We start from the raw sequence: 22,343 nt of genomic DNA, 5'->3' as shown, positions 1-22,343 counted from the left end.
ATCGACGCGCTTATTTCGCCAGTAGTTTGTCTTTGGCCTGACGGTTCGCTTTACGCATTTCTGAGAAGGTCGAGTTCTTTTTATAGCGTCCCTTCTCTACGTGGCGAATTATCGATACATCTTCAATGTTTAATGGTTTTCCGTGCGTACCCAATAACCAGCGGAACGCGCGATCCTCGTAAGTTTTTACCCACCGGTCTTTCGGCTGCTGATAGCAGTCTATCTGCTCGCAATAGCCATAGCGACGTGCCGTGTCACCATGAACTATCTGCACCGGGCCAGAGGCTTTTGAAAAGGTGTGGGTGGTAAAGTCCGCCTGCTGCAAGCATTCTTCAACTGAGGTTTCTTTACCATTACACAGAACATCATGCTCTTCGCTCAATAACGAAGTTCGAGAAACCTGTTCCGGGAACGCCAGAATGCAGGACTCTTTGCGTAAGGTCTGTTTTAAGCTTGGGAAGGTATTTTCCCCAAACAGTAAGTCGCAGTCGGTAAACCAAATCCAGTCGGCTTTCGTTTCTTTTGCAGCTTTATTACGGCCTATACCACGGCGTAGTAAGTCGCCTTTGTTGAGCGCAATAAAATTCCACTCGATATTATCAACCTGTTTCGATTCATACTCTTTAATTAAAGCAACGGTGTTTTTGTCTTCGGGGCAATAAAAACCGGTCAGCGTAACTTTAAAGTCCTCCGGGGCATTATCCAGCAGCGACTTCAACTGATACACAAACAAATGCGAATAGTTCCAGCAGTGACTGACAATTTCAATATGTTCAGGTGTGCTGGTCAGGTCTTCAATTTCGGTTGACTCCGGTACATCATATAGCCAACTAGCCGGAACGGGACTGGATACCGCAAATCGCAATATGAACTCTTTACTTTGCTGTAACCAACTTCTTAGTGCCATTCAGCATTACCTCGCATTCGCTTTCTTTGAACGTACTATGGTATTTTCGACACAGGCTACAGAAGAACTGGACGCTTTGTAACCACTCTATAACGAACGAAGGGGTTAGTTGTTAAACCGATGAATTTAGTTAAAGGTTTTTTCGAACAATTGCGCTATCGCTGGTTACGAAAGTATAAATCGCTGGCGGGCTCAAGTCTTAAACGAAACGCCCAGGCGATAACTGAACTGCAATGGCAACAGCGCGACACCTTAATTCAGTCGGAACACTCACTGCCCGGTCAGTTGATAGTGAACCTAACCTCCTTCCCTGATCGCTTTGCTAAGCTGCACCTGACATTAAAGTCGCTATTGTTACAGACGGTAAAAGCGGACAAAGTCATTTTATGGTTATATCAGGACGACATTGCCAAACTTCCGGCAAGTGTCACTGTACTGCAAAAATACGGCTTAACCATTGCGCTAGTCAGTACCGACACCCGTTCCTATAAAAAGCTGATTCCGGCACTTAAAAGCTTTCCCGATGCCTTTCATGTGACCGCTGATGATGACATCTATTACCGTCCTAGCTGGCTGGCAATCTTAGTCAATGCGTATACGGGTAATGACCAGGAGATTCTGTGTTGGCGGGCACATTACTTACGCCGGGCAAAAAGCGGAGAAATACGACCCTACAGGCAATGGTACCCGAAAACAGAGGTACGGGGTCCCGATCCGCGTCTGTTTTTTACCAGTGGCGCCGGAGTGCTTTTCCCGCCGGGTTGCTTTGATAAGCGCGTTACTGACCAGGAGCTGGCTTCTTCTCTGGCTCCTTATGCGGATGATTTATGGTGGTTTTGGTTAGCCAGCCTGAATAACTGCATCATACGACGAGTGGGTAACAACCCTAAACTGATTAACTGGAAAGGCAGCGGTGGCAGTTCGTTATGGCAGTTCAATAAGCGCGAAGATGGCGGCAATGACGCACAGCTACAGAATTTAATCGCACATTTTGGTCTGCCGCCAACCTTAGAGAAGAAGTAAAAGGATCAGAGAATGGAAATTTTTATTGCGGTATTTTTCTTTGCTTTTTCGACAACTATTACGCCGGGCCCCAACAATATTATGATTATGTCGTCAGGCGTGAACTATGGTGTTAAGTCCAGCCTGCCGCACTTTCTCGGCATTTGCCTTGGCTTTCCGGCCATGGTGCTGGTGGTTGGTATGGGCTTTGGTTCGGTACTGGAGCAGTTCCCGCTTCTGCACCAAATGATTAAAATTGCCGGTACTGTCTATTTGCTTTGGCTGGCCTGGGTCATTGGCTCACAAACTCCCAAGGCAATTGAAAAGGGTGACCGTAAGCCATTAACTTTCTGGCAGGCGGTTTTGTTTCAGTGGGTAAATGGCAAGGCCTGGGTTATGGCAACAGGCGCAGTGGCAGCATTTACCACAGTTGCAGGCACGCTTTGGTCAGAAGTAATGGAAATAACTGCCGCTTTTCTGGCGGTGGCATTTCCTTGTGTAGGCGTTTGGCTGGTGGCCGGCGCCGGACTGAGGCAGTTACTCACCAACCACACCGCACAGCGCGTCTTTAACGTCTCAATGGCTCTTCTATTGGTCTTTTCTGTGTTACCCGTCGTATACGATATCTGGATATTCTATACAGCCTGAGCAATCTCTCAAATAACACAAAAATAACATTTACCCAGTGCTTAGTCTGTGCTTAACTAAAATTGTAAACAGTCGGATGGAATCATGGACGCCATAAATACTCAAGTTACGTTTAGCCAACTCATTTCTGAGCTTTCGTCTCGCTTGATCAACAGCGAGCCGGCAGAAACTTACGAATGCATAGAAGAAGTCATCGAAGCATTTGGCAGCTACGCCGGTGCAGACCGCTGCTATGTTTTTGAATTTGATGACGCTGTTGCCAATATGACCAATACCCATGAGTGGGTGCGAGATGGCTTTGACGCACATATTGATGACCTTCAGTCTGTGGGTATCGATGACCTCCCCTGGTTTTTCAGTGAAATAAAGACGCACCAACTGTTGATTGTTAATGATGTCGAGTTATTACCCCCTGAAGCCGAAGCTGAAAAGCAGGAATTTAAACGCGAGCATATAAAGTCGGTTATCTGTGTCGGTATTGTGGCGAAGCATCAGTTACTTGGTTTTGTCGGCTGTGACAGAGTCCAGAAGAAGCATCGCTGGATACCAGAAGAAGTTCGCTGTTTAAAGCTAGTCGCCAACATTATTGCCAATACGCTAGAGCGCCAGCGAACCTATGCCGAGCTCATTCATACTCAACGTGAACTGGAAAAAGCCAACCGCCTGCTTCATGCGCAAGTGTCTCAGGATGGCTTAACCGGTATTGCCAACCGCCGCGCCTTCGACGAGCGCATTCACAATGAGATACAGCGTTCAATGCGAGAACAGTCGCCCCTAAGCTTACTGATTATCGATATCGATCATTTTAAGTCCTATAATGATCACTACGGTCATTTACAAGGCGACCAGGCGCTAAAGTCGGTTGCCAATGCACTATTCGATCTGTTCCAGCGCAACACGGACTTTGTTGCCCGTTACGGTGGGGAGGAATTCGTTGCTGTGATTTCAGCGACTGACAGAAAGAAGACCGAAGACAGCATCAACCATTTACTTGAATCAGTCAGAGCCTTGCAAATACCTCATGAAACCTCGGCTATAGCGCCCTACTTGACTGTTAGTGTCGGTGGCTATATCCATACTCCACAAACCGATGAAAACATTGAAACACTTGTAGAAAAAATGATAGGCAAAGCAGACTCAGCGCTTTATCGCGCCAAGTCCAATGGTCGAAACAAAGGGTATTTAGACGACTAGCATTATTGTGCTAGCTGTTTTTGCAGCTCTTTATCGTCAACGCCTTTAAGCTCTGCAAGCATTTGCTCCGAGGTTTCCGTGTCGCCTTTTAGCGCCAATAGCTGTGCTTTTCTAAACTGGGCCCAGTGCGGCTCAGGCAAATTATCCGATGTTACCTCTTCCTCTAAGTAGCTATTTAACGCTGCAATTCCAGCTTCGATTTGGTTTTCGGCTAAAACGGCGGTTTTTCCAATCTGATACAACGCCATACTGACTGCAGAACCATCATCTGAAACGCCATTTACCGCTCTATCAAGCAGCTTGAGAGCCGTATCAAATTCTCCTGCGCGTTGTTTTTGCAAGCCTGCATAAAGCAAAACATCCGCATTATTTGGGTGTGCTGCTATGGTTTCTTCCAGCAGCGATTCTGCTTCTGTCATCTTTTCATGCTTACGAAAATACCCAACTTTCGCGAGCGCACCTTGTGCCGGGTCTAACGCCATCATTTTCTCAATTTGAGCCAGCGCTTTTTCGTCATCACCACCGGCAATAGAGGGCGCCATTAAATAAAACTGCATTAGGGATCTACGGTATTTAATACTCTCAGGCGCCAGTTCAACTGCTTTCTCAAAGGAGTCCACTGACTTGCCGGCGTAGCTCATCGCACTGAAAAAGGCATTTTGTGCCTGTTGCGCCATCACCACCCCACGGGTATGCCATGCTTCAGCGTTTCCCGGTTCATTTTTAACCCATTCTTCGACGCTGTTTTCAGCGCTATCCAATGAGCCATCAGCCAACTGCTGCTGAATAACCTGCTTCGTTTCCACCTCGGCATAAACGCCGGGCGCAAAAATTAATGTTGTAAGTAAGAATAAAAGCCACCTCACGAGAATTCTCCTTTTTCGTATTTTTGTGACCATAAAAATATAAGCACCGTACCTACAACACCCGGCACTACCCAGAATAACAATTGCCACTGCCCCAAGTGAGCCAGCACATGACGCGCGCCAAAAGCAAAGAACGCTGTATAAACCGCTATGCCTGAACCACACATTGAACTTAAATGCTCTATCAGCCAGGCATTCTTCTTAACTGAGGGCGAAAATGCAAAACGCAACATTTGATACACGTTTACTAACCCTAAAATGCCAAAAATAATGTGCAACCAAGGGCTGACAAACTGAATAGCAGGCGTATTCATGCTCTGCCATAGCAACACCAGAGACATCACCGCCAAACCAACCGGCATCGATAAGTAGCTGAATGTGCGCAAGTTATCGCGACTTCGTTTCGACCGCAAAACAACGGTTGCGTTCCGAACCGAGGCAAAAGTAAACACGGAAAGGAACAACAGCAATGTCCAAAAGAAGCGAATCCCCTCTGTAACGGCGTCAGGTCTTTGGCTATTGGCAATGATGTCCGCTTTAAAATAAGCAGGAGCCACCAGAACCATTACTGACATGACGATGGCCGAAACAGCAACCGTATTCATGATCCAGACGTACGCCTTACCAAACCGGCGATGGTTCAAACCTCCCTTTTTTGTCACTACCGGTATCCAGAATAATGCCATCGCTATGGCACCAAACACGATGTGTAAATAAAGTAAAAAGCTGTGCAGCGTCAACATAATAAGCCCTCCTGTTTTTTTACAGGTTAGAGCGGTTCAACGGTGTCGGTTAGTGCAAGAAGTCACTTTATGAAACGTGACTTTTGACCTATTGCGAAATGCCGAGCTGCGGGCATACTTAACTAATGAATATAAAATCTGTTACTTCCAAATACTTAGATCATGAGCAGTGGATTGCAGTGCTGGCCTGGGTGCTGCTGTCCTCGTTTTGTCTCTACTTACTGGGCCAAAGAGAGCAAACGCCTTTCTTCAGTTCGTACTGGATTATTTCCGCGGTACTTTTTTTGGCCTTTATTGTGTGCTTCACAATAGCCACACGGGAGCAGCCTTACAAAAACGAGCCTTGGCTACGCCTTAGTCTTGTCTTTATTCAATTAGTGGCTATTTTCAGTTTGTATTACTTAATACCCTATAGTGTTGTCGCCATATTGATGACGATTTGCATGGCACAGCTGCCTTATTACACCAGTATTCGAAACTCTGTTCTTCTCTCTATTCCGCTATCGGTTCCATTATGGTTGATTTACCAATTTGGCTGGGGCGACAGTTATGCTTGGATATCCGCCATTCTGTTTTGGGCATTTAATTTGTTCTCCATTGTGACCATGGGCACCCGGCTGAGAGAAACAAAAGCACTGGAGCGAGAGCAAGCTATCAATCGAGAACTTCGCGCAACACAAATGTTGCTTCAGGAAGCGAGCAAACAGAATGAACGGACTCGCATAGCCCGCGACATTCACGACTTAATAGGCCATCACTTAACGGCGCTTTCAATTAACCTACAGGTGGCAGCTCGAAAAGCAGATGATGAACTAAAACCCACTTTGGAGAAGAGTCAGAGCATTACCAAGTTATTGCTCTCCGATGTTCGTGAAGCGGTTTCCGATTTACGTGATTCGGCCGTGCTGGACATTGAAAACGCATTACAGTCTCTTTCTTATCACTCGGCGGACAAGCGAGTTGAGGTGGTTTGCCAGAAAAAACTTGGTATTCAATCCATCGATATTGCTGACGCTGTTCTGAGAATATCGCAAGAAGCAGTGACCAATTTCCTGAAGCACTCCAATGGTGATTGTCAGAGTATTTCTTTATCTTGCCAGGGAGATAAACTCTGCCTTTTTATTGAAGATAATGGGTCTACTCAGCATTTTAAGGGCGGAAATGGACTGACCGGTATGCAAGAGCGCGCCGATGAAATTGGTGCTGATTTGAGCGTGCAGACAAAGGGCAGAGGCTTTAGCATTCAGCTAACGCTTGAGGGTGATGTATGAACATTAACGTTCTGTTAGTTGATGACCAAACATTAGTTCGGGAAGGTCTGAGTTCGCTCTTGTCACTATCCGACAATGTTACCGTTGTCGCGCAGGCTAGCTCTGGCAGAGAGGCGGTTAGGCTAACGACAGAGAGTGAACCTGATGTAATTCTCATGGATATTCGCATGCCTGACTTGAGTGGTATTGAGGCCGTCGAGCTTTTGCGAAAAAAAGGCTTCCAAACACCGGTTTTAATGCTGACAACCTTTGATGACCACGAATCTATAATGAAAGCCATTCAAGTCGGCGCCGAAGGCTACTTATTAAAAGATGTTTCGCTGGAGGTTTTGGTGGACGCCATTGAAGCTTTAGCCGATGGTAAAACCTGGCTTCAGCCCGCTATCACTGAACGTATCGTGCAAGGCTTAAAAGAAAGCAAAGCGTCTGAAAATAATAGTGAACAGACTCTGGTTGAGCCGCTGACAGATAAAGAAATTGCCGTTTTACGGTTAATAGCAGCGGGGCTCAGCAATAATGAAATAGCGGAAAGCTTGTTTAAATCGACAGGGACCGTTAAGAATCAAGTGTCGTCACTTATGGCCAAGCTCGGGGTACGTGACCGCACCCGAGCTGTGTTAAAGGCCATTGATTTAGGTTTATTGTAAGTTAGGCGTTCTTCTGCTTTTCAACCCATTGGTCAACACGACGCTCCAGAATATGCAGCGGCAATGCGCCACCACCCAAAACGGTGTCGTGGAAGCCACGGATATCAAACTTATCGCCCAAGGCCTCTTTGGCTTCTTCACGCAGTTCCAGAATGCGGATCATGCCAATTTTGTAGGCCGTTGCCTGACCCGGCATGACCAGGTAGCGACGAACTTCTGAACGCACAGCGCCTTCAGCAATCGGCGTGTGCTGCTGGAAGTACTTAACCGCTTCCTCTTCAGTCCAGCCTTTAGCGTGCATGCCGGTATCCACAACCAAGCGCACGGCACGCCAAATTTCGGTGGTTAAGCGACCAAAGTCAGAGTAAGGGTCTTCATAGGCCCCCATTTCCTTGGCTAACTGTTCTGAATATAAGCCCCAGCCTTCACTGTAAACCGTAAAGCCAGCCTGAGTACGGAATTCTGGTACCGACTCCAGTTCCTGAGCAATAGAAATTTGCATATGGTGACCCGGGTTACCTTCATGATAGGCAATGGCTTCCATTTCATTTTTCGGCATGGAGCTCATGTCCGACAAATGCGCATAGTAAATGCCCGGACGCTCACCGTCAGGCGAACCAGGGTAATAATGCTGGGCCGCACCGTCTTGTTCACGGAAAGGCTCAACCCGTTTCACCACCAAGTCGGCTTTTGGCAAAATACCAAAATATTCAGGCAGCTTTTCATTAATGTACGCCAGATATTCGCGCGAATCTTCCAGATACATTTCAGCGCCTTCGTCGTTGTTCGGATAGAAGAAGCGCTCGTCGGTGCGGATATAATCAAAGAAGTCCTGCAAATCGCCATCAAATTCAACTTTCTCTTTAATCGCGATCATCTCATTGGTCAGGCGTTCGACTTCACTCAGGCCTATCTCATGAATTTCATCAGCGGTTAAGTCAGTCGTCGTGTAGTTGGCCAAACGGGCGTTATAGTAAGCTTCGCCGTTTTCCAGACGATGCACGCCGGTTGCGACTTCGTCGGTATTCTCAATGTCACTTTCCAAAAAGCTGATTAAGGCTTCGTAACTCGGGCGGAAACGCTCCAATAGAGCCTTACGCACTTCTTTTTCGTATTTATCGGCTTGTTCGGCGGAGATCGCGTCATTTTCCTGAAGCGTGCTGAGCTTGTTTTTAGCATCTTCCAGTAAGCTTGAGTCACCTTCTTCATCAAAAGGGGCACCTGAAGTCAGGCCTTTTGCCTCTTTAATAACCTGCTCATACGCAAACCGCGGAGCACGAACGCCGTTCTCTACTTGTTCTTTCGCGCGCTGCAATAATTGCTCAATAGCCGTTGCACCGCCCTTAATACGGGAAATATAAGCCTCCATATCTTCCGCGTCATCCACTCGATGGAAGTTGATTAAAAACTGCGGTAAGAAGGTGTGTGCGCCACGCATTTGGTCAAATACGTAGTCCATGCCACGGAATTCGGCATTACGCTTGGCTTGTTCGTATTGGTAAACCCAAACGTCGTAAGACGTCTGAGCTTCGAGGTTCAGCTTGTCGTAATCAAAGTTCGCTTTCAGCTCTTCAACACTATTTTCCAGCCACTGCAGCTGCTTTTTCTCAGCAGCGACGGTCATGTCATCAATGTCACCGTAGCGGTCTTTGCGACCCAGAAAGGTCATTTGAATGGGGCTTTGTTGAAGCTGTTGTTCGTACTTTTCTTCAAACCACTGATTCAGACGCTCAGTTTCTGACTGCGCCGTTTGCTCAACCGCCGTTTGTAAATTTTGTTCAGAATTGTTTTGCTGCGGTTGTCCGCAGGCCGTTAATAAGCCCAAAACAGCCAGGGCGACAATGGAATAACGCATAGCAGTGTCCTTTATTCTTCTTTTGATACAGGAAGAAAAACTATAGCGTGCTTGTTACACTAATGGAAATGCTTAAATTGTAACCGACTGTTTTATGGCGAAACCCAACAAGAAAGGGCCGGTTCGCACCGTGCAGATTTCTTGTCTGCAGTGCAAAACGCCCATATTTAAATATCGCAAGGGTGGCAAAGGCGCTTTGGTAAAATGCTTTATTGAGCGTATTGTTGAAGACCACACTACTAAGCCGTGCCATTGCCCCGGTTGTGGGCAGGAGTTTGCGCGCGAAACTATGATACGTGGCACTCCTGCCTACAAAATTATTGGCGGTAAAGTCCATTCAAAGTAGGAAAACCATGACAACCTCAATAACGGTAAAAACAAAACAGGCGTACCAGCACGCTGCCGAGCAGGCGAGCACATCTCTTTTGCGTCAATCCCAGCCTGGCATGGCGGATGAGCTCAAATTATTGTCTGAACAACTTCAGGGCAATGAGAAAAGAGACGTCTATGGTAGCGGGGCGCTCATTAACGACTTTGAAGATAGCGTTGCAAAATTACTGGGCAAGCCAGCCGCTTTGTTTTTACCTACGGGAACCCTGGCGCAACCACTGGCCCTGCGTATACATGCCGACCAGCGTCAGCGTAATGGCGTGGCATTACACCCAACGTCACACTTGATGTTGCACGAACAAATGGGCTTTGAAGCTTTGTGGCAGCTTAACGGCACCACCACGGGCTTTGCCAATAAACCGATAACACTTAGCGATTTAAAGTCCGTGCAAACACAGGATCTGGCTGCCGTTTTACTGGAACTGCCCATGCGTGAAATTGGGGGGCAGTTGCCCGACTGGGACGACTTGGTCGCGCAGTCGCAATGGGCGCGCCAGCACAATATAGCCATGCACTTAGACGGAGCCCGGCTCTGGCAGGTACCTAGTGCTTATGACTGTTCATTGCCCGAAGTCTGTGAGTTATTTGACTCGGTTTATGTGAGTTTTTATAAGGATTTAGGGGCTATCTCGGGGGCTATTCTGGCGGGTTCAGAAGCCTTCATAGAGCAAGCCAAAATCTGGGCTCGCCGTGCCGGTGGCAATATCATTACCCAGTACCCGCAGGTTTTGTCTGCCCGTTACGGCTTAAGAGAGAATTTACCCATTATGCCCGACGCGGTTAACTACGCCAAAGCACTCGGCGAGGCACTCAACGAGTTAGAAATGCTAAAGGTAAATCCGGAGATACCGCAAGCCGCGATGTTTCACCTTCATTTTGCTCTGCCGGCCAATACGCTCGGCGAGAAAATAACAGACTACGCCAGCAATACAGGCGTCATGCTATTACCCCTGCCAAGAGCAGAGATCAATGGTGAAGCTATTTGTGAGATTTCAATTGGAAGAAACGCCATGTCGCAACCACAAAGCTTCTGGCTGCGACACTTTAAGGCGTTTTTAGAAACGCTTTAGGCTTTTAGTGGTGCTCTTTGTGCTCACCTTCATGGTGTTTGCTATGCTCGCCTAACACATGGTTCAGGGTATCTAAGTAGCTTTTACCAAAGCCTTTAACACGTTGTTTGTTCATTGCCTCAGAGCCTAAATGCACTTCTTCCAGAGAGTTTGCCGCTACGTCGAGCTCTTTACTTAAACGGGCCAGTGCCACTTCCAGTGTGTAAGTCAGCTCGTGTACTTTCACCATGTCCTGTGAGTCTAAATCGCCATTCACAATTTCCTGTAATTTGGCGTTATATTTCGTCAGGTTCATAATAGCCTGTTCTAAGTTTTCAGAAGCCTCTGGTTTAAAATGCTGGTAACGCTGCTCGTCATCATTGTCACTGGCCGTAGCGGCTACATTAAAAAGCAGTGCTGCGCCTGCTAGTATCATTGTTAAAGCTTTCATAAAAACCTCATTAGTTGTTAATGGTTCTCATTATTGTTCAAATGTCCATTTTTTACAAGCTGAATGAATGCGAACCTGATATTCTTAGCTTGATGTATATCAAGGAGTGACGCAATGTTTTCGTGGTTCGAGCGCCGATTAAACCCTTTCCCTGCGGAGGAACCCACTCAGGCTCCTACCGGCTTTTTTGCTTTCTGCTGGCATTATACGAAAGGTGCGACCCCCTTCCTTACCGTTACGGCGCTACTTATGGCTGCCATTGCCGTAGCTGAAGTCTGGCTGTTTGGCTTTTTAGGGCAGATTGTCGACTGGCTTGCCGCTCAGGACAAAGAGACCTTGTTAAGCGACCAGTTCTGGCCGCTGTTAGGTATGAGCACGCTGGTTTTGTTAGGCCTGCCTCTGCTGGTCTGGTTCCACTCCTTACTGACCCACCAGACACTGCTTGGCAACTTCCCCATGCGTATCCGCTGGCTGGGCCACCGCTACCTGATGAAACAGTCCATGAGCTACTACCAGGATGAGTTTGCCGGCCGGGTCGCCACCAAGTTGATGCAAACCTCGCTCGCCCTGCGCCAGTGCATCATGACCTTTATTGAAATAGTGAACTATGTCGTCGTCTATTTTCTGGGGATGTTTGTCATTATTGGCAGTGCCGACTGGCGTATGATGCTGCCACTGGCATGCTGGCTTATTCTTTACGCGCTGCTGCTGCGTTTCTTTGTGCCTAAGCTGGGTAAAGTTTCTGCCGAACAGGCGGATGCTCGTTCCAATATGACCGGCCGCATAGTCGACTCTTACACCAATATACAAACCGTTAAGCTGTTTTCGCATTCTCAGCGTGAGGCGGCTTTCGCCCATGACGGTATGGATACCTTTTTAGGCACGGTGCACAAGCAAATGCGCCTGGTCACTCAGCTTTATGGTTTTCTTTATTTCATTAACTGCGCACTGCTGTTCAGCTCGGCCGCTACCGCTATTGTGTTATGGATGGATAATGCCGTCACTCTGGGGGCGGTTGCCGTGGTTATTGGCCTGGTTCTGCGCTTATTTGGTATGTCACAAATGGTCATGTGGCAAATGTCGACCCTGTTTGAAAGTATAGGTACTGTTCAGGACGGAATAGGCTCTATTGCCGTACCTCAACGCATTGTTGATGAACCTGACGCACCGCCTTTAAAAGTAGAGTGCGGCGACATAGCCTTCGATCATGTGCGCTTTCATTACGGCAAGGGGCATGGCGTAATGGACGACTTTAATCTGCACATTAAGCCTGGTGAGAAAGTCGGCATTGTTGGCCGCTCCGGTGCCGGAAAATCCACCCTGGTGAACTTGTTACTGCGTTTTTATGATGTTGAAGGCGGTGAGGTTCGTATTGATGATCAGGCCATTCATAAAGTGCAGCAGGACAGTTTGCGCGCCAATATTGGTATGGTAACTCAGGACACTTCTTTGCTACACCGTTCAGTGCGTGACAACATTTTGTATGGTCGCCCGGGAGCCAGTGAAGAGGAACTCATGAATGCGGTGCGACGTGCTCATTGCGAAGAGTTCATTGCGGACTTAAGTGACAGCAAAGGGCGCACCGGTCTGGATGCCCACGTGGGTGAACGTGGCGTGAAACTGTCCGGCGGCCAGCGCCAGCGCATTGCCATAGCCCGCGTCATGCTAAAAGACGCCCCCATTCTGATTCTGGACGAAGCCACTTCCGCACTCGACTCCGAGGTAGAAAATGCCATTCAGGAAAACCTGTACCAACTGATGCAGGGCAAAACCGTTATTGCCATTGCTCACCGTTTATCGACTATTGCTGCTATGGATAAGCTGGTGGTTATGGATCAGGGTGAGATTATTGAGCAGGGCAGCCACGAACAGCTGCTTGCCCAGGACGGTCTCTACGCTAAGTTGTGGCGTCATCAGTCGGGTGGTTTTTTAGCAAAAGAAGCTTAGTGTTTTAGCTCGTACGCTTCGTCAGATTCAATTTTGGCGAAGCGTACATCCAGTTCCATTAAGCGTTTTTTACCCCGGGCTGTCATGTCAGTAATAAACTGAAACTGCTGTCTGGGGTCTATCGGGTAGGCTTTTAAGCGGTATTTGGTGCCCCAGGGTTGTTCCGCCGCTGTTACCGCTATGGGCTTGCCCAGCTGTAAATACGGGCTGGTCAGAGCCACTTCTTCCAGAGCATCTCGTATTTGATAGGCGTCGGCTTCTGGCTGAGTATAAAATTCAGCAATGCACATTAAACTGGGGCCGCCGTTGTTCGCATTGTGAATAAGGTTATCCCAGAGTTTTAAGTGTGGTACCCAAATAACGGTGTCGTCGTTGGTTACTAACTCGACCGTACGCATGCCTATATGGGTAACTTCGCCATAACTACCGTCAACTTCTATCCAGTCACCCGGTCGGTAGGGCATTTCATGAATAGCCACTACTCCGGCAATTAAACTACTCACATAGTCTTTTAATGCAAAACCTATAGCCAGGCCCGCTGCACCCAGTGTTGCCACCATGTTCTGCAACGTTGGCTCAATGATCCGGGGCATTATCATAACCAGAGCAACAACCAATACCAGTATGCGAATCATTGGTACTAAGGCCAAAGTGTACAGTCGGCGTTTGCCGTGCAGGTGGGAGGCAACCCAGGGTAAAACACGCTGAGTCAGCCAAACTATCGCTAGTGCAAAAACGAAAATCACTGCTATTTCAAAGATCGCGAAGCCGTCCAGCGATTTAAAGAGTCCGGTAACGTCGTCTACTGATCCTGTTTCCATTAATGTCTCCCGTTAAAACCGGTCTAGCCAAAAGCCCCGCGAGGCCAAAAGCTCCCGGACAACCGGGTAACCGCGTGCAGTGACATACCAAAGCTCCTGCTCAAGCTCTATCAAACCTCGCTGATGCAAAACCTGTAGCTGAATTTCAAGCTGACTACCGGATATTATTGGCAACACCTTAACCAACTGCCCTTTATTCAAACCTCGGTGTAACAGCAGAGCATAACAGACAAAAGCCGTGGCATCGTTAATCTCTGAAGGCATGCTGGGTGTTTCAAAAGGTTTCTCGCTACTGCGCTGGTAACGATCGGAATAGGCAGCAGCCACACCTGCGTTACCGCGGCTTAATGCCGCTAACGCGCGCAGACGGCCATCGCCACAAGCCAAACCAAGCTCCTCCAGCGCCGGTTGATCCAACCCCTGCAAAGTCCACAGTTGGCTTACCGGAACCGGCCAGACCTTTTCAAGAAAGGCCCACGCCCAGCTGTCACAAACAATAACGCCTTTTCCCGCTTCGCCTGAAAGAACGCTGGAAAAGAACTCGCGCACCCACCGCAAGCCATTGGTTTGACGAAGAAAACCATGCGCTAACTGTGGCAAAATCCACGGCTTATTATCATCGGACTTGGACAAAAATTCAGGCAGAGTAGAATCATCCGGGTCGCAAAGTGATTCTCTGTCGGGCAGGCTCATTTCCCTGAGACTATGCTTCTCAGCCCACTTCTTTACGGCTTCTTCAACACCTGAATGAGGTGGTGCGATTATCCAGCGTAAGCTGTTATCTTCGTCGTCCTCCGGCCACTCAGAAAAACACTGTTCCAAAGCATCTGCTGCGTCGTCAAAACTGAGCTCCAGCGCACTCGACTGGCCATCCTCACTTTCTTGCTCTTGTTCAGGGGTTATCCATCGAATAAATTTTCCCCACCACTTTTTAACCTTAATAACGGTCGGCACCGCAGGTTTTTCATAATCGTCAACCGTAACCCATTGCCACGTTTTCTTTGGCTCTTCGGCCATTCTAAGGTCCCTTTTAACGGATAAAATAAGTGAGTGCTTAACAACGATAATAGAGTGCCCTGAAGCAGAGTCCAATGAAAAATTTGCAAATAGACTCTTGAAACCAATTTAACCAGCGCACATATAAGAGTTAAGGCCGGTGTCTCTGAGAGAGCCGCCTTAAACCGACACATGGTGTGTCACTTGTTTATTACAATTAACGTTATTGCTTCTTAGGAGAATGACTATTATGGCAACTATCGACTTAAGCCCTCTATATCGTAGCAGTGTAGGTTTTGACCGTATGGCATCTTTGCTGGATTCGGCACTACGCTCAGATACTGGTGCAACCGGATACCCTCCCTACAACATTGAACTGGTAGCAGAAAACCAGTACGCCATTACCCTGGCGGTTGCAGGTTTTGAAGAGGATGATCTGGAAATTGAAGTAGAGAACGGCGTGCTTCGTGTGACCGGCAAGAAAGCCGAAGAAAACGAAAAACGCGAGTATCTGCACCGCGGCATTGCAAACCGTGCCTTCGAACGTAAGTTCAGCCTGGCTGAACACATTGAAGTCACAGGCGCAGCCTTAAAGAACGGTCTGTTAACGGTCGGCTTGGTGAAAAACATTCCTGAAGCCATGAAGCCGAAACGCATCAACATTGGCAGCTCGACTAAAGACCTGCTGGAAGATCGTTCCAAAAGTAAGGAAAATGCTGCTTAAACTTAAGCACTGGATGAGGGGCGGCAATTAGCCGCCCTATTTTTCCTGACGTTGCCACTCTACTGGGTGCCCACAGACGAACCCCTGGACATAGTCTACACCCAGCTGAGTGAGCTTAATGCGCGCTTCGTCACTTTCAACGCCTACTGCGCACACCTCAATACCAAGCACTTTAGCAATACGAACGCAGCTTGCTACCAGTTCTGCATCAACAGCGTCCACCAACATGTCCTGCACCCAAAAGCGATTGACCTTAATTTGCGTTAACGGCAACTGCCGCATTAAACGAAATGAATTAAAGCCTGTTCCGAACTGATCCAGCGCTGTACCAACCCCCAGCCCCTGAAGCTCTTTGAACAGACGGTAGGTTTCATCAAAATACTTGTCGGCATCGGGCTCAGCCACTTCAAACATTAATTGTTCCGGTTGCAGCACCGACTGCTTAAGAATTTGCTCAAGAAAACGAATGAAGTCGACGTCCTCCAGACTTTGCGCCGACAAATTTATGTGGCAACGCCAGGTTCTGTTTGCCTGAAACGGTTGTTCGTTAAAGTGCTCAATAACTTCGCGAACTAGCCAGCGGTCGGCTTTACCCATCACACCCGCCCGCAATGCTGATCTCAGAAACTGTTGCGGTGCAATGGCTTCATCAGAGCCTGAGCCGGGTAGCCTCAGCAATACCTCGAAACAGTGTTTGTCTTCGCTTTTAGACGTACTGATAAGCGGCTGCGAAAACAATTGCCAGTCTTCTTCCCTTAAAGCCTTTTTCAACCGAGTTTCCCATTCCGCCTCGGCCTGGCCTATTAAACGTTTCTGATCGGCTTCACTGTAGGAATGCACCCGGTAGTCACCTTGCTGCATAGCAAGCTGAACGGCCTCACGCGCTTGTCGCATTAACGTACTGGCTGCAACGTCCTCATCTGCGCTGTAGGAAATACCGGCGTGTGCAGTAAGCTGAAATATGCGCTTATCACTGCTGAAACGGAACTCACGGCAAAACTGAAGCAAACGATGAGCCTGTGCAAACGCGGCTTGCTCATCCTCACGGCTTAACAAGGCAATTTCCGTTTCACTAATACGGGCAACTCGTGCACTTTTCGGAGCTTTTTGCTGAAGCGACAAGGTCAACTGCAATATAGCCTGATCACGCCCGTCGGAGCCCGCTTGGTCAGCGATAACCTGCAAGCCTGTGAGGCGAATAATAGTCACACTTGAAGTCTTTTTCTTATCCAGCCTGTCTTGTAATAAACGCCGAAATTCCCGCACGTTGAGCAGCCCGGTAACGGCGTCGTGATGCGCCAGGAAATTCAAATGAACTTCCGCTTCCATGCGTTTAGTAACATCTGCTATACGCCCGGTATTATCAGTGAAAAGCTCGATATCCAGCCACACTTTTCGACCATCAAGACGTTCAATAGAAACCAATTGCCGCTGACCATCAATATTAAACCCGTTAGGCCAGTTGGCCCGAATTTGTTCTTCGGAGTGCGCCGCGAGAATTCTCATCATTTGACGGTTAACCTGCTTAATACTGCCGTCAGAATTCATCTGAAACCAACCTTCCCCGGTTCGTTTCAACAGCCGCCATAACCTGCGCCGCAAGGCTTTTCGGTTTTGCTTTAAATGGCTAATACGTTGCATTAAACGGCTGAGACGGTAACGCTCTAATGCCAGTAAAAACATAATAGTGACCAGCGTCAGACCACTATACAAAAGAAGCCCTGAAAGCCCTTCCCAAATTGGATTATAACGAGGAGAGACTAATAACCAGGCGGATAATACGGTGAGTACCATCAGTGCGGTTTGCCAGCGATGCCCTGACACAGGCTGTTTCTGCAAACTGCGCCCAACGACAACACCGCCCCACAGTAGTAGTGCGTTAATTTCCCAGGAAATAAGCGCCAACTGCCAAGGCTCCGGAAGCCACGGCAATAAAATGGTCATAGCGATAGCAATTAACATTACCGAGTAACCAATTCGGTTAAACCTCGATAGCTTGAAACGAAAACGCGACCACTCCCAGATAAACCAACTGAGTGCAACAATCAGTAGCTGGCTAATGTAGCCTTTCAAAACTGCCGCTATGTCCGGCGAGTATGGCGTAAAATAGGTGATCCAGACACCGCTATGCAGCAGCAGTGACAACGTAAAGGCTAGTGTTAGTGTGCCAAACGCAATTAACAGACGACTACCAAATAACCTCGCCGAGGTGGCTGCAGCCAGAGCTAATAAAATTAGGATACCAGCATTAACACCCAGCGCAGTTTGTTGCTGCTGCAGGCGTAGCTGCAAGTCTCCGGGTTGCCATAAGCTTACGGAAGGCATTTGCTCTGGCCACTGCTGAACCGATACGGCCAGCCAGACAATTTTGTTAGCGGGTATGGTAACGGGCAGCACCTGCTCGTGTGATAAATACTCTCGCTGTAAAATTGGCGTCGAAAAACGACTGATGCTTTGGCTTGTTATTTGGCCTTCTTTATCCAGTAAGTAGACACCAACTTTTTCCAAATAAGGATCGCCGAACTTAAGATGAAAAGTCAGGGGGGCATTACTGCGGTTAAACAGCGGGATAACGCCCCAGACATTTGGTCGTTCACCGGCGTAATTATGGTCCTGCAGTTGTGAAGGGCTGAGCCATCGCTGGGGTTCATTCACCGCTATATTTTCAACATTTAAACTCTTATCCACAACACGATAGTTCAGATATTCATTCAGCATGAGTCTGGAAGTTTGCGGAGAAACGGTAAGCGGCTCCTGAGCAGCCGCAGACTGGCCTAACCCTAACGCTAATAATAACCCGACCAGCCAATACCTAAACATAGCCATACTCCGCCAGTTTCGCTTGTACCGCAGGCTGCGGCTCTTCCAAAGCCTGCAGCCAGGTGGCATCGCAAATTTCAGAGTAAAACAATAACCAATGGCGCTGGTTTATACTTAAGCGCCAGCAAAACTGGTCTGCCGCCTGTTCTCTTTCACGAACAGTGGCTCCAATACGCTCACAAAGCTCATCAACCCAAAGCTCAAGCTCGGCTTCCGGTGGTGTACTTTTTAACGTAATGACATTGTCTTCCATTGCTTTTTATTACCCGTTAAATAATTGTCGCTCGCTGGCTCCGGACAGAAAGGCTTCCACGGCGTGCATAAAGTCATCACCATAACGTGCCAGTTTCACTTCCCCAACGCCATTGATTTCTAACATATCTTTGGCTGTTGTGGGATAGTGCACACACATTTCAACTAATGCTGCATCGCTAAAGACAACGAATGGTGGCACTTGGTCACGGTCGGCAATGTCTTTACGTAATTTACGTAAACGCCGGAACAATATTTTATTATAGTCGCCACGGTCGGTAATACGGGTTTTGGTAGCGGTTAATTCGATTCTCGGCTTGGCCAGTTCCAACGGAACTTCGCCCTTTAACACCGGACGCGCTGCGTCAGTAAGCTGAAGCGCCGCAAAACGGCGTATATCCTGCAGAATAAGCCCTCGATGAATCAACTGTCTTAACACCGAGAACCAATGCTCCTGTGTTTCCGATTTGCCCAGGCCATAGGTACTGAGCTGGTCGTGTCCAAGCTCGATAACCCGTTGCGCTTTTGAGCCGCGTAAAACCTCAACCACATGGTTAATACCAAACTGTTGGCCTACCCGGTACACGCAGCTCAGCGCCTTTTGGGCATCTTCCAGACCGTCATAGCGTTGCGGCGGATCCAGGCACAAGTCACAGTTTCCGCATTCTTTATCGGAGTATTCATTAAAATAATTCAGCACCACCAGGCGTCGACAGGTCTGGGCTTCTGCCATGGCCTGCATTGCTGAAAACTTTTGCGCCTCAACCAGGCGTCGCTGCTCATTTTCCTGCTCTTCTATCATCCGCCGTATCCACTGCGCGTCGCGCGGGTCATAAAGCATAAGCGCTTCTGCCGGCAGGCCGTCGCGACCGGCACGCCCGGTTTCCTGATAATAAGACTCCACGCTGCGTGGAATATCAAAATGAATGACAAAACGAATGTTCGGCTTATTAATACCCATACCAAAGGCCACTGTTGCCACAACAACGTCTATGTCGTCACGCAGAAACTGCCGCAGGGTACTTTCCTTTATTTGATGCTCAATACCGGCATGGTAGGGCGCAGCGCGCACGCCAGCTTGTTGAAGACTTTCAGACAGCTCTTCAGTTTTCTTGCGGCTACCGCAATAAATAATACCGGCGGCGCCTTTTTGCTTTTTAACGTAGTCACGAACCTGCTTCAGCGGCTTGTACTTTTCCTGTACCACGTAACGAATGTTGGGGCGGTCAAATGAACTGCGGTGCACCAAAGGTTCGCGCAAACACAGTCGTTCAATAATGTCGTGCTGGGTTGCAGAGTCGGCAGTTGCCGTTAATGCCATAAAAGGCACATTGGGCAGGTAATTACGCAGTACTCCGAGTTTGCCGTATTCAGGTCGGAAGTCGTGCCCCCACTGGCTGATACAGTGCGCTTCGTCGACCGCAATAAAATTGAGCTTTAATGACTGCAACCGCTCAATAAAGGAGGGCTGCAAAACTCGCTCAGGGCTTACGTACAACAGCTTAATGTCGCCGCTCTGTAGCCCTTGCATTGTTGCCATGGATTCTTGTGATGTTACCCCCGAATGCAGCGTTGCCGCTGAAATATCTAATGCCTTAAGCGCCTCTACCTGGTCTTGCATTAATGACAGCAATGGCGAAATAACCAGAGTAAGGCCGTCACCACAAATGGCCGGCAACTGGTAACAAAGCGACTTGCCGCCACCGGTTGGCATCAGCACCAGAGAGTCGCGCCCCTGCATAGCGGCCTGCATAATATCCTGCTGGCCATCACGAAACTGATGATAGCCAAAGGTAGACTCAAGCTGCTGCTGAAGCGGATCAAACTGCGTTTTTTCGGCGGTACTGCTGTGCATGGTTATATTGACTTCCCGAGTAACATGCTCTTATTGTAAGCGTCCTGTTCGTTAATCACCATGCCGAAAATGAATACACAAACAATACTGACAAAAGTTTCCGAGTTTATGAACACTCAGGTTCCGTTCCAGGCACTGCTTGGCCTGGAAATTACGGAATTTAACCCTGCCCGTGGTGAAATTCGATTTAAATGGCAAGACCAGCTTATGGGCAATGTACCACAGCGTATGTTGCACGGCGGGGTTACGGCTACGGCGCTGGATACCGCCGGAGGACTGGTCGCTATTGCCGGCATGGTCGACAGACTGGAGTCACCTTCTGAAGCTTATTTAATGGAGCGGCTGAGCCGTTGTGGTACTATTGACCTTCGGGTTGATTACCTCCGTCCGGGCCGTGGCACTGAGTTTATTGCCAGCGCAACCATTATCCGCTCAGGCAACAAAGTGGCGGTAGCGAGGATGGAATTGCACAACGAAGAAGGCACGCACATAGCGTTTGGAACCGGTACTTACCTGGTCGGCTAACGCAGATTAAATAAGGATTCCCACTATGTCCGATGACGCAGTTCGGGCGCGGCATGGCGTTTTTTTCGCACTTGCTGCCTACACCTTTTGGGGCATTGCACCGGTTTATTTCAAACTGGTAAAGCAGGTGCCTGCGTTCGAGATACTCTCCCACCGTATTATTTGGGCGTTTTTAATGGTGTTTGTGCTGATCGTTGCCATGAAACGGCTGGATCGCATTCGTCCTATTCTGAAAAGCCGCAAACTGGTACTGCGTCTGACTCTTGCCACTTGCTTACTGGGCGGCAACTGGTTTTTGTTTATTTGGGCGGTAAACACCGACCATATGCTGGACGCCAGCCTGGGCTATTACATTAACCCACTACTGAACGTAGCTATTGGTATGGCCTTTTTCGCCGAGCGTATGCGTCGGTTACAGTTAATTGCCATTGGCATGGCGATGGTAGGGGTTTCTATTCAGGTTATTACCTTTGGCTCTGTGCCCTGGGTTGCTCTGGCTTTAGCGTCCAGCTTTGCCATTTATGGTGCCATTCGCAAACGTCTGCCGGTCGATTCCATTAGCGGGCTGTGGCTCGAAACGGCTATTTTGCTGCCGGTTATGCTGATTTACCTATTTGGCTTCGCACAGTCGGCCAGCAGTGATTTAACCGCTAACCCGTGGACCTTAAATCTGCTTTTGGTTGCTGCGGGGCTGGTAACAACCATTCCACTGCTGTGTTTTACGGCTGCAGCACAACGCTTACGTTATGCGACACTGGGCTTCTTTCAGTATATTGCGCCAACATTAATGTTCATATTAGCGGTGGTGGTTTACGGTGAGCCTTTAGAGGAAAGTAAGCTGGTTACCTTTATTATTATCTGGAGTGCGCTGGCACTGTACAGTTTCGATTCAATAATACAGCGCCAGCGGGATCGTAAAGCGAAGAAGCGATTAGCTTCAGCTGAGGCTGGCATCCATTGAGATGTCAGCGTTCAACACCTTACTGACCGGACAGCCGTCTTTCGCTTTTTCTGCCAGTTTCTGGAATTTGCTTTCGTCAATATCCGGAATGCTGGCTTTAACCGTTAAGTGAATTTTCGCAATGCTGAAGCCATCACCGTCTTCCTCTAAGGAAACTTCGGCTTTGGCGTCAATACTGTCCGGCTCATAGCCAGACTCTCCCAGCATTAACGAAAACGCCATGGCGTAGCAGCCTGCGTGCGCAGCACCAAGAAGCTCTTCAGGGTTAGTGCCCTTACCGTCTTCAAACCGGCTCTTAAATGAGTATTGGGTACTGTCTAAAACACCACTTGGCGTTGAAACAACACCTGAACCTTCTTTAATACTGCCTTTCCACTGTGCATTTGCAGAGCGTTTCATAAAATGCCTCCGACATAGTA

22 protein-coding genes are annotated in these 22,343 nt (G+C 48.4%); 11 read left to right on the top strand and 11 right to left on the bottom strand.

What is annotated here, in order from left to right; translation table 11 throughout:
- Positions 1-10: 10 nt before the first annotated feature.
- The gene (locus VBY75_RS11265) at positions 11-907 is read right to left on the bottom strand and encodes a glycosyltransferase (RefSeq protein WP_199494840.1); all 897 of its coding nucleotides are present in this window, start codon (positions 905-907) and stop codon (positions 11-13) included.
- A gap of 120 nt (positions 908-1,027) precedes the next feature.
- Between VBY75_RS11265 and VBY75_RS11260 the strand changes: the two genes are divergently transcribed.
- The 3 genes from VBY75_RS11260 to VBY75_RS11250 all read left to right on the top strand — a co-directional run bounded on the left by VBY75_RS11260 (position 1,028) and on the right by VBY75_RS11250 (position 3,751).
- A complete protein-coding gene (locus tag VBY75_RS11260; protein WP_416512548.1) occupies positions 1,028-1,930 on the top strand; it encodes a hypothetical protein in 903 nt (300 codons plus the stop codon).
- Positions 1,931-1,942: 12 nt separating this feature from the next.
- On the top strand, positions 1,943-2,557 hold the full coding sequence (locus VBY75_RS11255; RefSeq protein ID WP_271332203.1) for a LysE family translocator: 615 nt from the start codon (positions 1,943-1,945) through the stop codon (positions 2,555-2,557).
- An 84-nt stretch (positions 2,558-2,641) separates the two neighbouring features.
- Positions 2,642-3,751, top strand: a complete 1,110-nt coding sequence (locus tag VBY75_RS11250) for a sensor domain-containing diguanylate cyclase (RefSeq protein ID WP_271332202.1) — start codon at positions 2,642-2,644, stop codon at positions 3,749-3,751.
- Between the two features lie 2 nt (positions 3,752-3,753).
- Here the strand turns inward: VBY75_RS11250 and VBY75_RS11245 are convergent, their stop codons facing one another.
- Together VBY75_RS11245 and VBY75_RS11240 are read right to left on the bottom strand one after the other, a co-directional pair.
- A complete protein-coding gene (locus VBY75_RS11245; protein ID WP_271332201.1) occupies positions 3,754-4,617 on the bottom strand; it encodes a tetratricopeptide repeat protein in 864 nt (287 codons plus the stop codon).
- Entirely contained in the window at positions 4,614-5,360 is a 747-nt protein-coding gene (locus VBY75_RS11240; protein ID WP_271332200.1) for a hypothetical protein, read from the bottom strand. The genes VBY75_RS11245 and VBY75_RS11240 overlap by 4 nt, the downstream gene beginning before the upstream one ends.
- Positions 5,361-5,485: 125 nt before the next feature.
- Between VBY75_RS11240 and VBY75_RS11235 the strand changes: the two genes are divergently transcribed.
- The gene (locus VBY75_RS11235; protein WP_416512544.1) at positions 5,486-6,631 is read left to right on the top strand and encodes a histidine kinase; all 1,146 of its coding nucleotides are present in this window, start codon (positions 5,486-5,488) and stop codon (positions 6,629-6,631) included.
- Complete coding sequence (locus tag VBY75_RS11230; protein WP_271332198.1) at positions 6,628-7,278, top strand: response regulator; 651 nt, start codon at positions 6,628-6,630, stop codon at positions 7,276-7,278. The genes VBY75_RS11235 and VBY75_RS11230 overlap by 4 nt, the downstream gene beginning before the upstream one ends.
- Position 7,279: 1 nt before the next feature.
- Here VBY75_RS11230 and VBY75_RS11225 read toward each other — a convergent pair whose 3' ends face one another.
- On the bottom strand, positions 7,280-9,133 hold the full coding sequence (locus tag VBY75_RS11225; RefSeq protein ID WP_416512542.1) for a DUF885 domain-containing protein: 1,854 nt from the start codon (positions 9,131-9,133) through the stop codon (positions 7,280-7,282).
- A 94-nt stretch (positions 9,134-9,227) separates the two neighbouring features.
- Here VBY75_RS11225 and VBY75_RS11220 point away from each other — a divergent pair, with 94 nt between their 5' ends.
- Positions 9,228-9,479: a hypothetical protein gene (locus tag VBY75_RS11220; RefSeq protein ID WP_053953456.1), complete on the top strand. Its 252-nt coding sequence runs from the start codon at positions 9,228-9,230 to the stop codon at positions 9,477-9,479.
- Positions 9,480-9,486: 7 nt separating this feature from the next.
- Positions 9,487-10,593 (top strand): threonine aldolase family protein, encoded by a 1,107-nt coding sequence (locus VBY75_RS11215; RefSeq protein WP_416512539.1) that lies wholly within the window; start codon positions 9,487-9,489, stop codon positions 10,591-10,593.
- Between the two features lie 4 nt (positions 10,594-10,597).
- On the opposite strand, the gene VBY75_RS11210 is transcribed toward VBY75_RS11215, so the two are convergent.
- Positions 10,598-11,023: a DUF6746 family protein gene (locus tag VBY75_RS11210; RefSeq protein ID WP_054490462.1), complete on the bottom strand. Its 426-nt coding sequence runs from the start codon at positions 11,021-11,023 to the stop codon at positions 10,598-10,600.
- 114 nt (positions 11,024-11,137) lie between these two features.
- On the opposite strand from VBY75_RS11210, the gene VBY75_RS11205 reads away from it, so the two are divergent.
- On the top strand, positions 11,138-12,970 hold the full coding sequence (locus tag VBY75_RS11205) for an ABC transporter ATP-binding protein (protein WP_416512537.1): 1,833 nt from the start codon (positions 11,138-11,140) through the stop codon (positions 12,968-12,970).
- Here the strand turns inward: VBY75_RS11205 and VBY75_RS11200 are convergent.
- Entirely contained in the window at positions 12,967-13,791 is an 825-nt protein-coding gene (locus VBY75_RS11200; RefSeq protein WP_224798440.1) for a mechanosensitive ion channel family protein, read from the bottom strand. The genes VBY75_RS11205 and VBY75_RS11200 overlap by 4 nt on opposite strands.
- A 12-nt stretch (positions 13,792-13,803) precedes the next feature.
- Positions 13,804-14,808, bottom strand: a complete 1,005-nt coding sequence (locus tag VBY75_RS11195; protein WP_416512534.1) for a hypothetical protein — start codon at positions 14,806-14,808, stop codon at positions 13,804-13,806.
- A 229-nt stretch (positions 14,809-15,037) separates the two neighbouring features.
- Here VBY75_RS11195 and VBY75_RS11190 point away from each other — a divergent pair, with 229 nt between their 5' ends.
- On the top strand, positions 15,038-15,511 hold the full coding sequence (locus VBY75_RS11190) for an Hsp20 family protein (RefSeq protein WP_199494850.1): 474 nt from the start codon (positions 15,038-15,040) through the stop codon (positions 15,509-15,511).
- A gap of 36 nt (positions 15,512-15,547) precedes the next feature.
- Here VBY75_RS11190 and VBY75_RS11185 read toward each other — a convergent pair whose 3' ends face one another.
- From VBY75_RS11185 to recQ, 3 genes are read right to left on the bottom strand one after another with little or no spacing between them, the layout of a single operon-like run.
- Complete coding sequence (locus VBY75_RS11185) at positions 15,548-18,331, bottom strand: EAL domain-containing protein (protein WP_416512532.1); 2,784 nt, start codon at positions 18,329-18,331, stop codon at positions 15,548-15,550.
- Positions 18,324-18,584, bottom strand: a complete 261-nt coding sequence (locus VBY75_RS11180; protein WP_416512530.1) for a DUF3630 family protein — start codon at positions 18,582-18,584, stop codon at positions 18,324-18,326. Before VBY75_RS11180 ends, VBY75_RS11185 begins: the two co-directional genes overlap by 8 nt.
- Positions 18,585-18,593: 9 nt before the next feature.
- A complete protein-coding gene (recQ, locus tag VBY75_RS11175) occupies positions 18,594-20,438 on the bottom strand; it encodes a DNA helicase RecQ (RefSeq protein WP_222236019.1) in 1,845 nt (614 codons plus the stop codon).
- A 60-nt stretch (positions 20,439-20,498) separates the two neighbouring features.
- Between recQ and VBY75_RS11170 the strand changes: the two genes are divergently transcribed.
- Positions 20,499-20,963, top strand: a complete 465-nt coding sequence (locus VBY75_RS11170; RefSeq protein ID WP_054490478.1) for a thioesterase family protein — start codon at positions 20,499-20,501, stop codon at positions 20,961-20,963.
- 25 nt (positions 20,964-20,988) lie between these two features.
- Positions 20,989-21,924, top strand: a complete 936-nt coding sequence (rarD, locus tag VBY75_RS11165) for an EamA family transporter RarD (protein ID WP_416512528.1) — start codon at positions 20,989-20,991, stop codon at positions 21,922-21,924.
- On the opposite strand, the gene VBY75_RS11160 is transcribed toward rarD, so the two are convergent.
- On the bottom strand, positions 21,901-22,323 hold the full coding sequence (locus VBY75_RS11160; protein WP_054490482.1) for an OsmC family protein: 423 nt from the start codon (positions 22,321-22,323) through the stop codon (positions 21,901-21,903). The two genes, rarD and VBY75_RS11160, sit on opposite strands and share 24 nt — an antisense overlap.
- Between the last annotated feature and the right edge of the window lie 20 nt (positions 22,324-22,343).

Source organism: Idiomarina sp. HB (assembly GCF_048059115.1).
Taxonomy (GTDB): Bacteria; Pseudomonadota; Gammaproteobacteria; order Enterobacterales; family Alteromonadaceae; genus Idiomarina; species Idiomarina abyssalis.
The sequence above is the reverse complement of the archived record's forward strand: the minus strand, read 5'-3'. Positions and strand labels throughout refer to the sequence as shown.

Excerpts from the sequence above, each read along its gene's own strand:
- rarD (WP_416512528.1), top strand. The coding sequence starts at position 20,989 with ATGTCCGATGACGCAGTTCGGGCGCGGCATGGCGTTTTTTTCGCACTT.
- VBY75_RS11225 (WP_416512542.1), bottom strand. The coding sequence starts at position 9,133 with ATGCGTTATTCCATTGTCGCCCTGGCTGTTTTGGGCTTATTAACGGCC.
- VBY75_RS11185 (WP_416512532.1), bottom strand. The coding sequence starts at position 18,331 with ATGTTTAGGTATTGGCTGGTCGGGTTATTATTAGCGTTAGGGTTAGGC.
- VBY75_RS11160 (WP_054490482.1), bottom strand. The coding sequence starts at position 22,323 with ATGAAACGCTCTGCAAATGCACAGTGGAAAGGCAGTATTAAAGAAGGT.
- VBY75_RS11255 (WP_271332203.1), top strand. The coding sequence starts at position 1,943 with ATGGAAATTTTTATTGCGGTATTTTTCTTTGCTTTTTCGACAACTATT.
- VBY75_RS11265 (WP_199494840.1), bottom strand. The coding sequence starts at position 907 with ATGGCACTAAGAAGTTGGTTACAGCAAAGTAAAGAGTTCATATTGCGA.
- VBY75_RS11235 (WP_416512544.1), top strand. The coding sequence starts at position 5,486 with ATGAATATAAAATCTGTTACTTCCAAATACTTAGATCATGAGCAGTGG.
- VBY75_RS11190 (WP_199494850.1), top strand. The coding sequence starts at position 15,038 with ATGGCAACTATCGACTTAAGCCCTCTATATCGTAGCAGTGTAGGTTTT.
- VBY75_RS11195 (WP_416512534.1), bottom strand. The coding sequence starts at position 14,808 with ATGGCCGAAGAGCCAAAGAAAACGTGGCAATGGGTTACGGTTGACGAT.
- VBY75_RS11210 (WP_054490462.1), bottom strand. The coding sequence starts at position 11,023 with ATGAAAGCTTTAACAATGATACTAGCAGGCGCAGCACTGCTTTTTAAT.
- VBY75_RS11240 (WP_271332200.1), bottom strand. The coding sequence starts at position 5,360 with ATGTTGACGCTGCACAGCTTTTTACTTTATTTACACATCGTGTTTGGT.
- VBY75_RS11180 (WP_416512530.1), bottom strand. The coding sequence starts at position 18,584 with ATGGAAGACAATGTCATTACGTTAAAAAGTACACCACCGGAAGCCGAG.
- VBY75_RS11215 (WP_416512539.1), top strand. The coding sequence starts at position 9,487 with ATGACAACCTCAATAACGGTAAAAACAAAACAGGCGTACCAGCACGCT.
- VBY75_RS11170 (WP_054490478.1), top strand. The coding sequence starts at position 20,499 with ATGCCGAAAATGAATACACAAACAATACTGACAAAAGTTTCCGAGTTT.
- VBY75_RS11230 (WP_271332198.1), top strand. The coding sequence starts at position 6,628 with ATGAACATTAACGTTCTGTTAGTTGATGACCAAACATTAGTTCGGGAA.
- VBY75_RS11260 (WP_416512548.1), top strand. The coding sequence starts at position 1,028 with ATGAATTTAGTTAAAGGTTTTTTCGAACAATTGCGCTATCGCTGGTTA.
- VBY75_RS11205 (WP_416512537.1), top strand. The coding sequence starts at position 11,138 with ATGTTTTCGTGGTTCGAGCGCCGATTAAACCCTTTCCCTGCGGAGGAA.
- VBY75_RS11220 (WP_053953456.1), top strand. The coding sequence starts at position 9,228 with ATGGCGAAACCCAACAAGAAAGGGCCGGTTCGCACCGTGCAGATTTCT.
- VBY75_RS11200 (WP_224798440.1), bottom strand. The coding sequence starts at position 13,791 with ATGGAAACAGGATCAGTAGACGACGTTACCGGACTCTTTAAATCGCTG.
- recQ (WP_222236019.1), bottom strand. The coding sequence starts at position 20,438 with ATGCACAGCAGTACCGCCGAAAAAACGCAGTTTGATCCGCTTCAGCAG.
- VBY75_RS11250 (WP_271332202.1), top strand. The coding sequence starts at position 2,642 with ATGGACGCCATAAATACTCAAGTTACGTTTAGCCAACTCATTTCTGAG.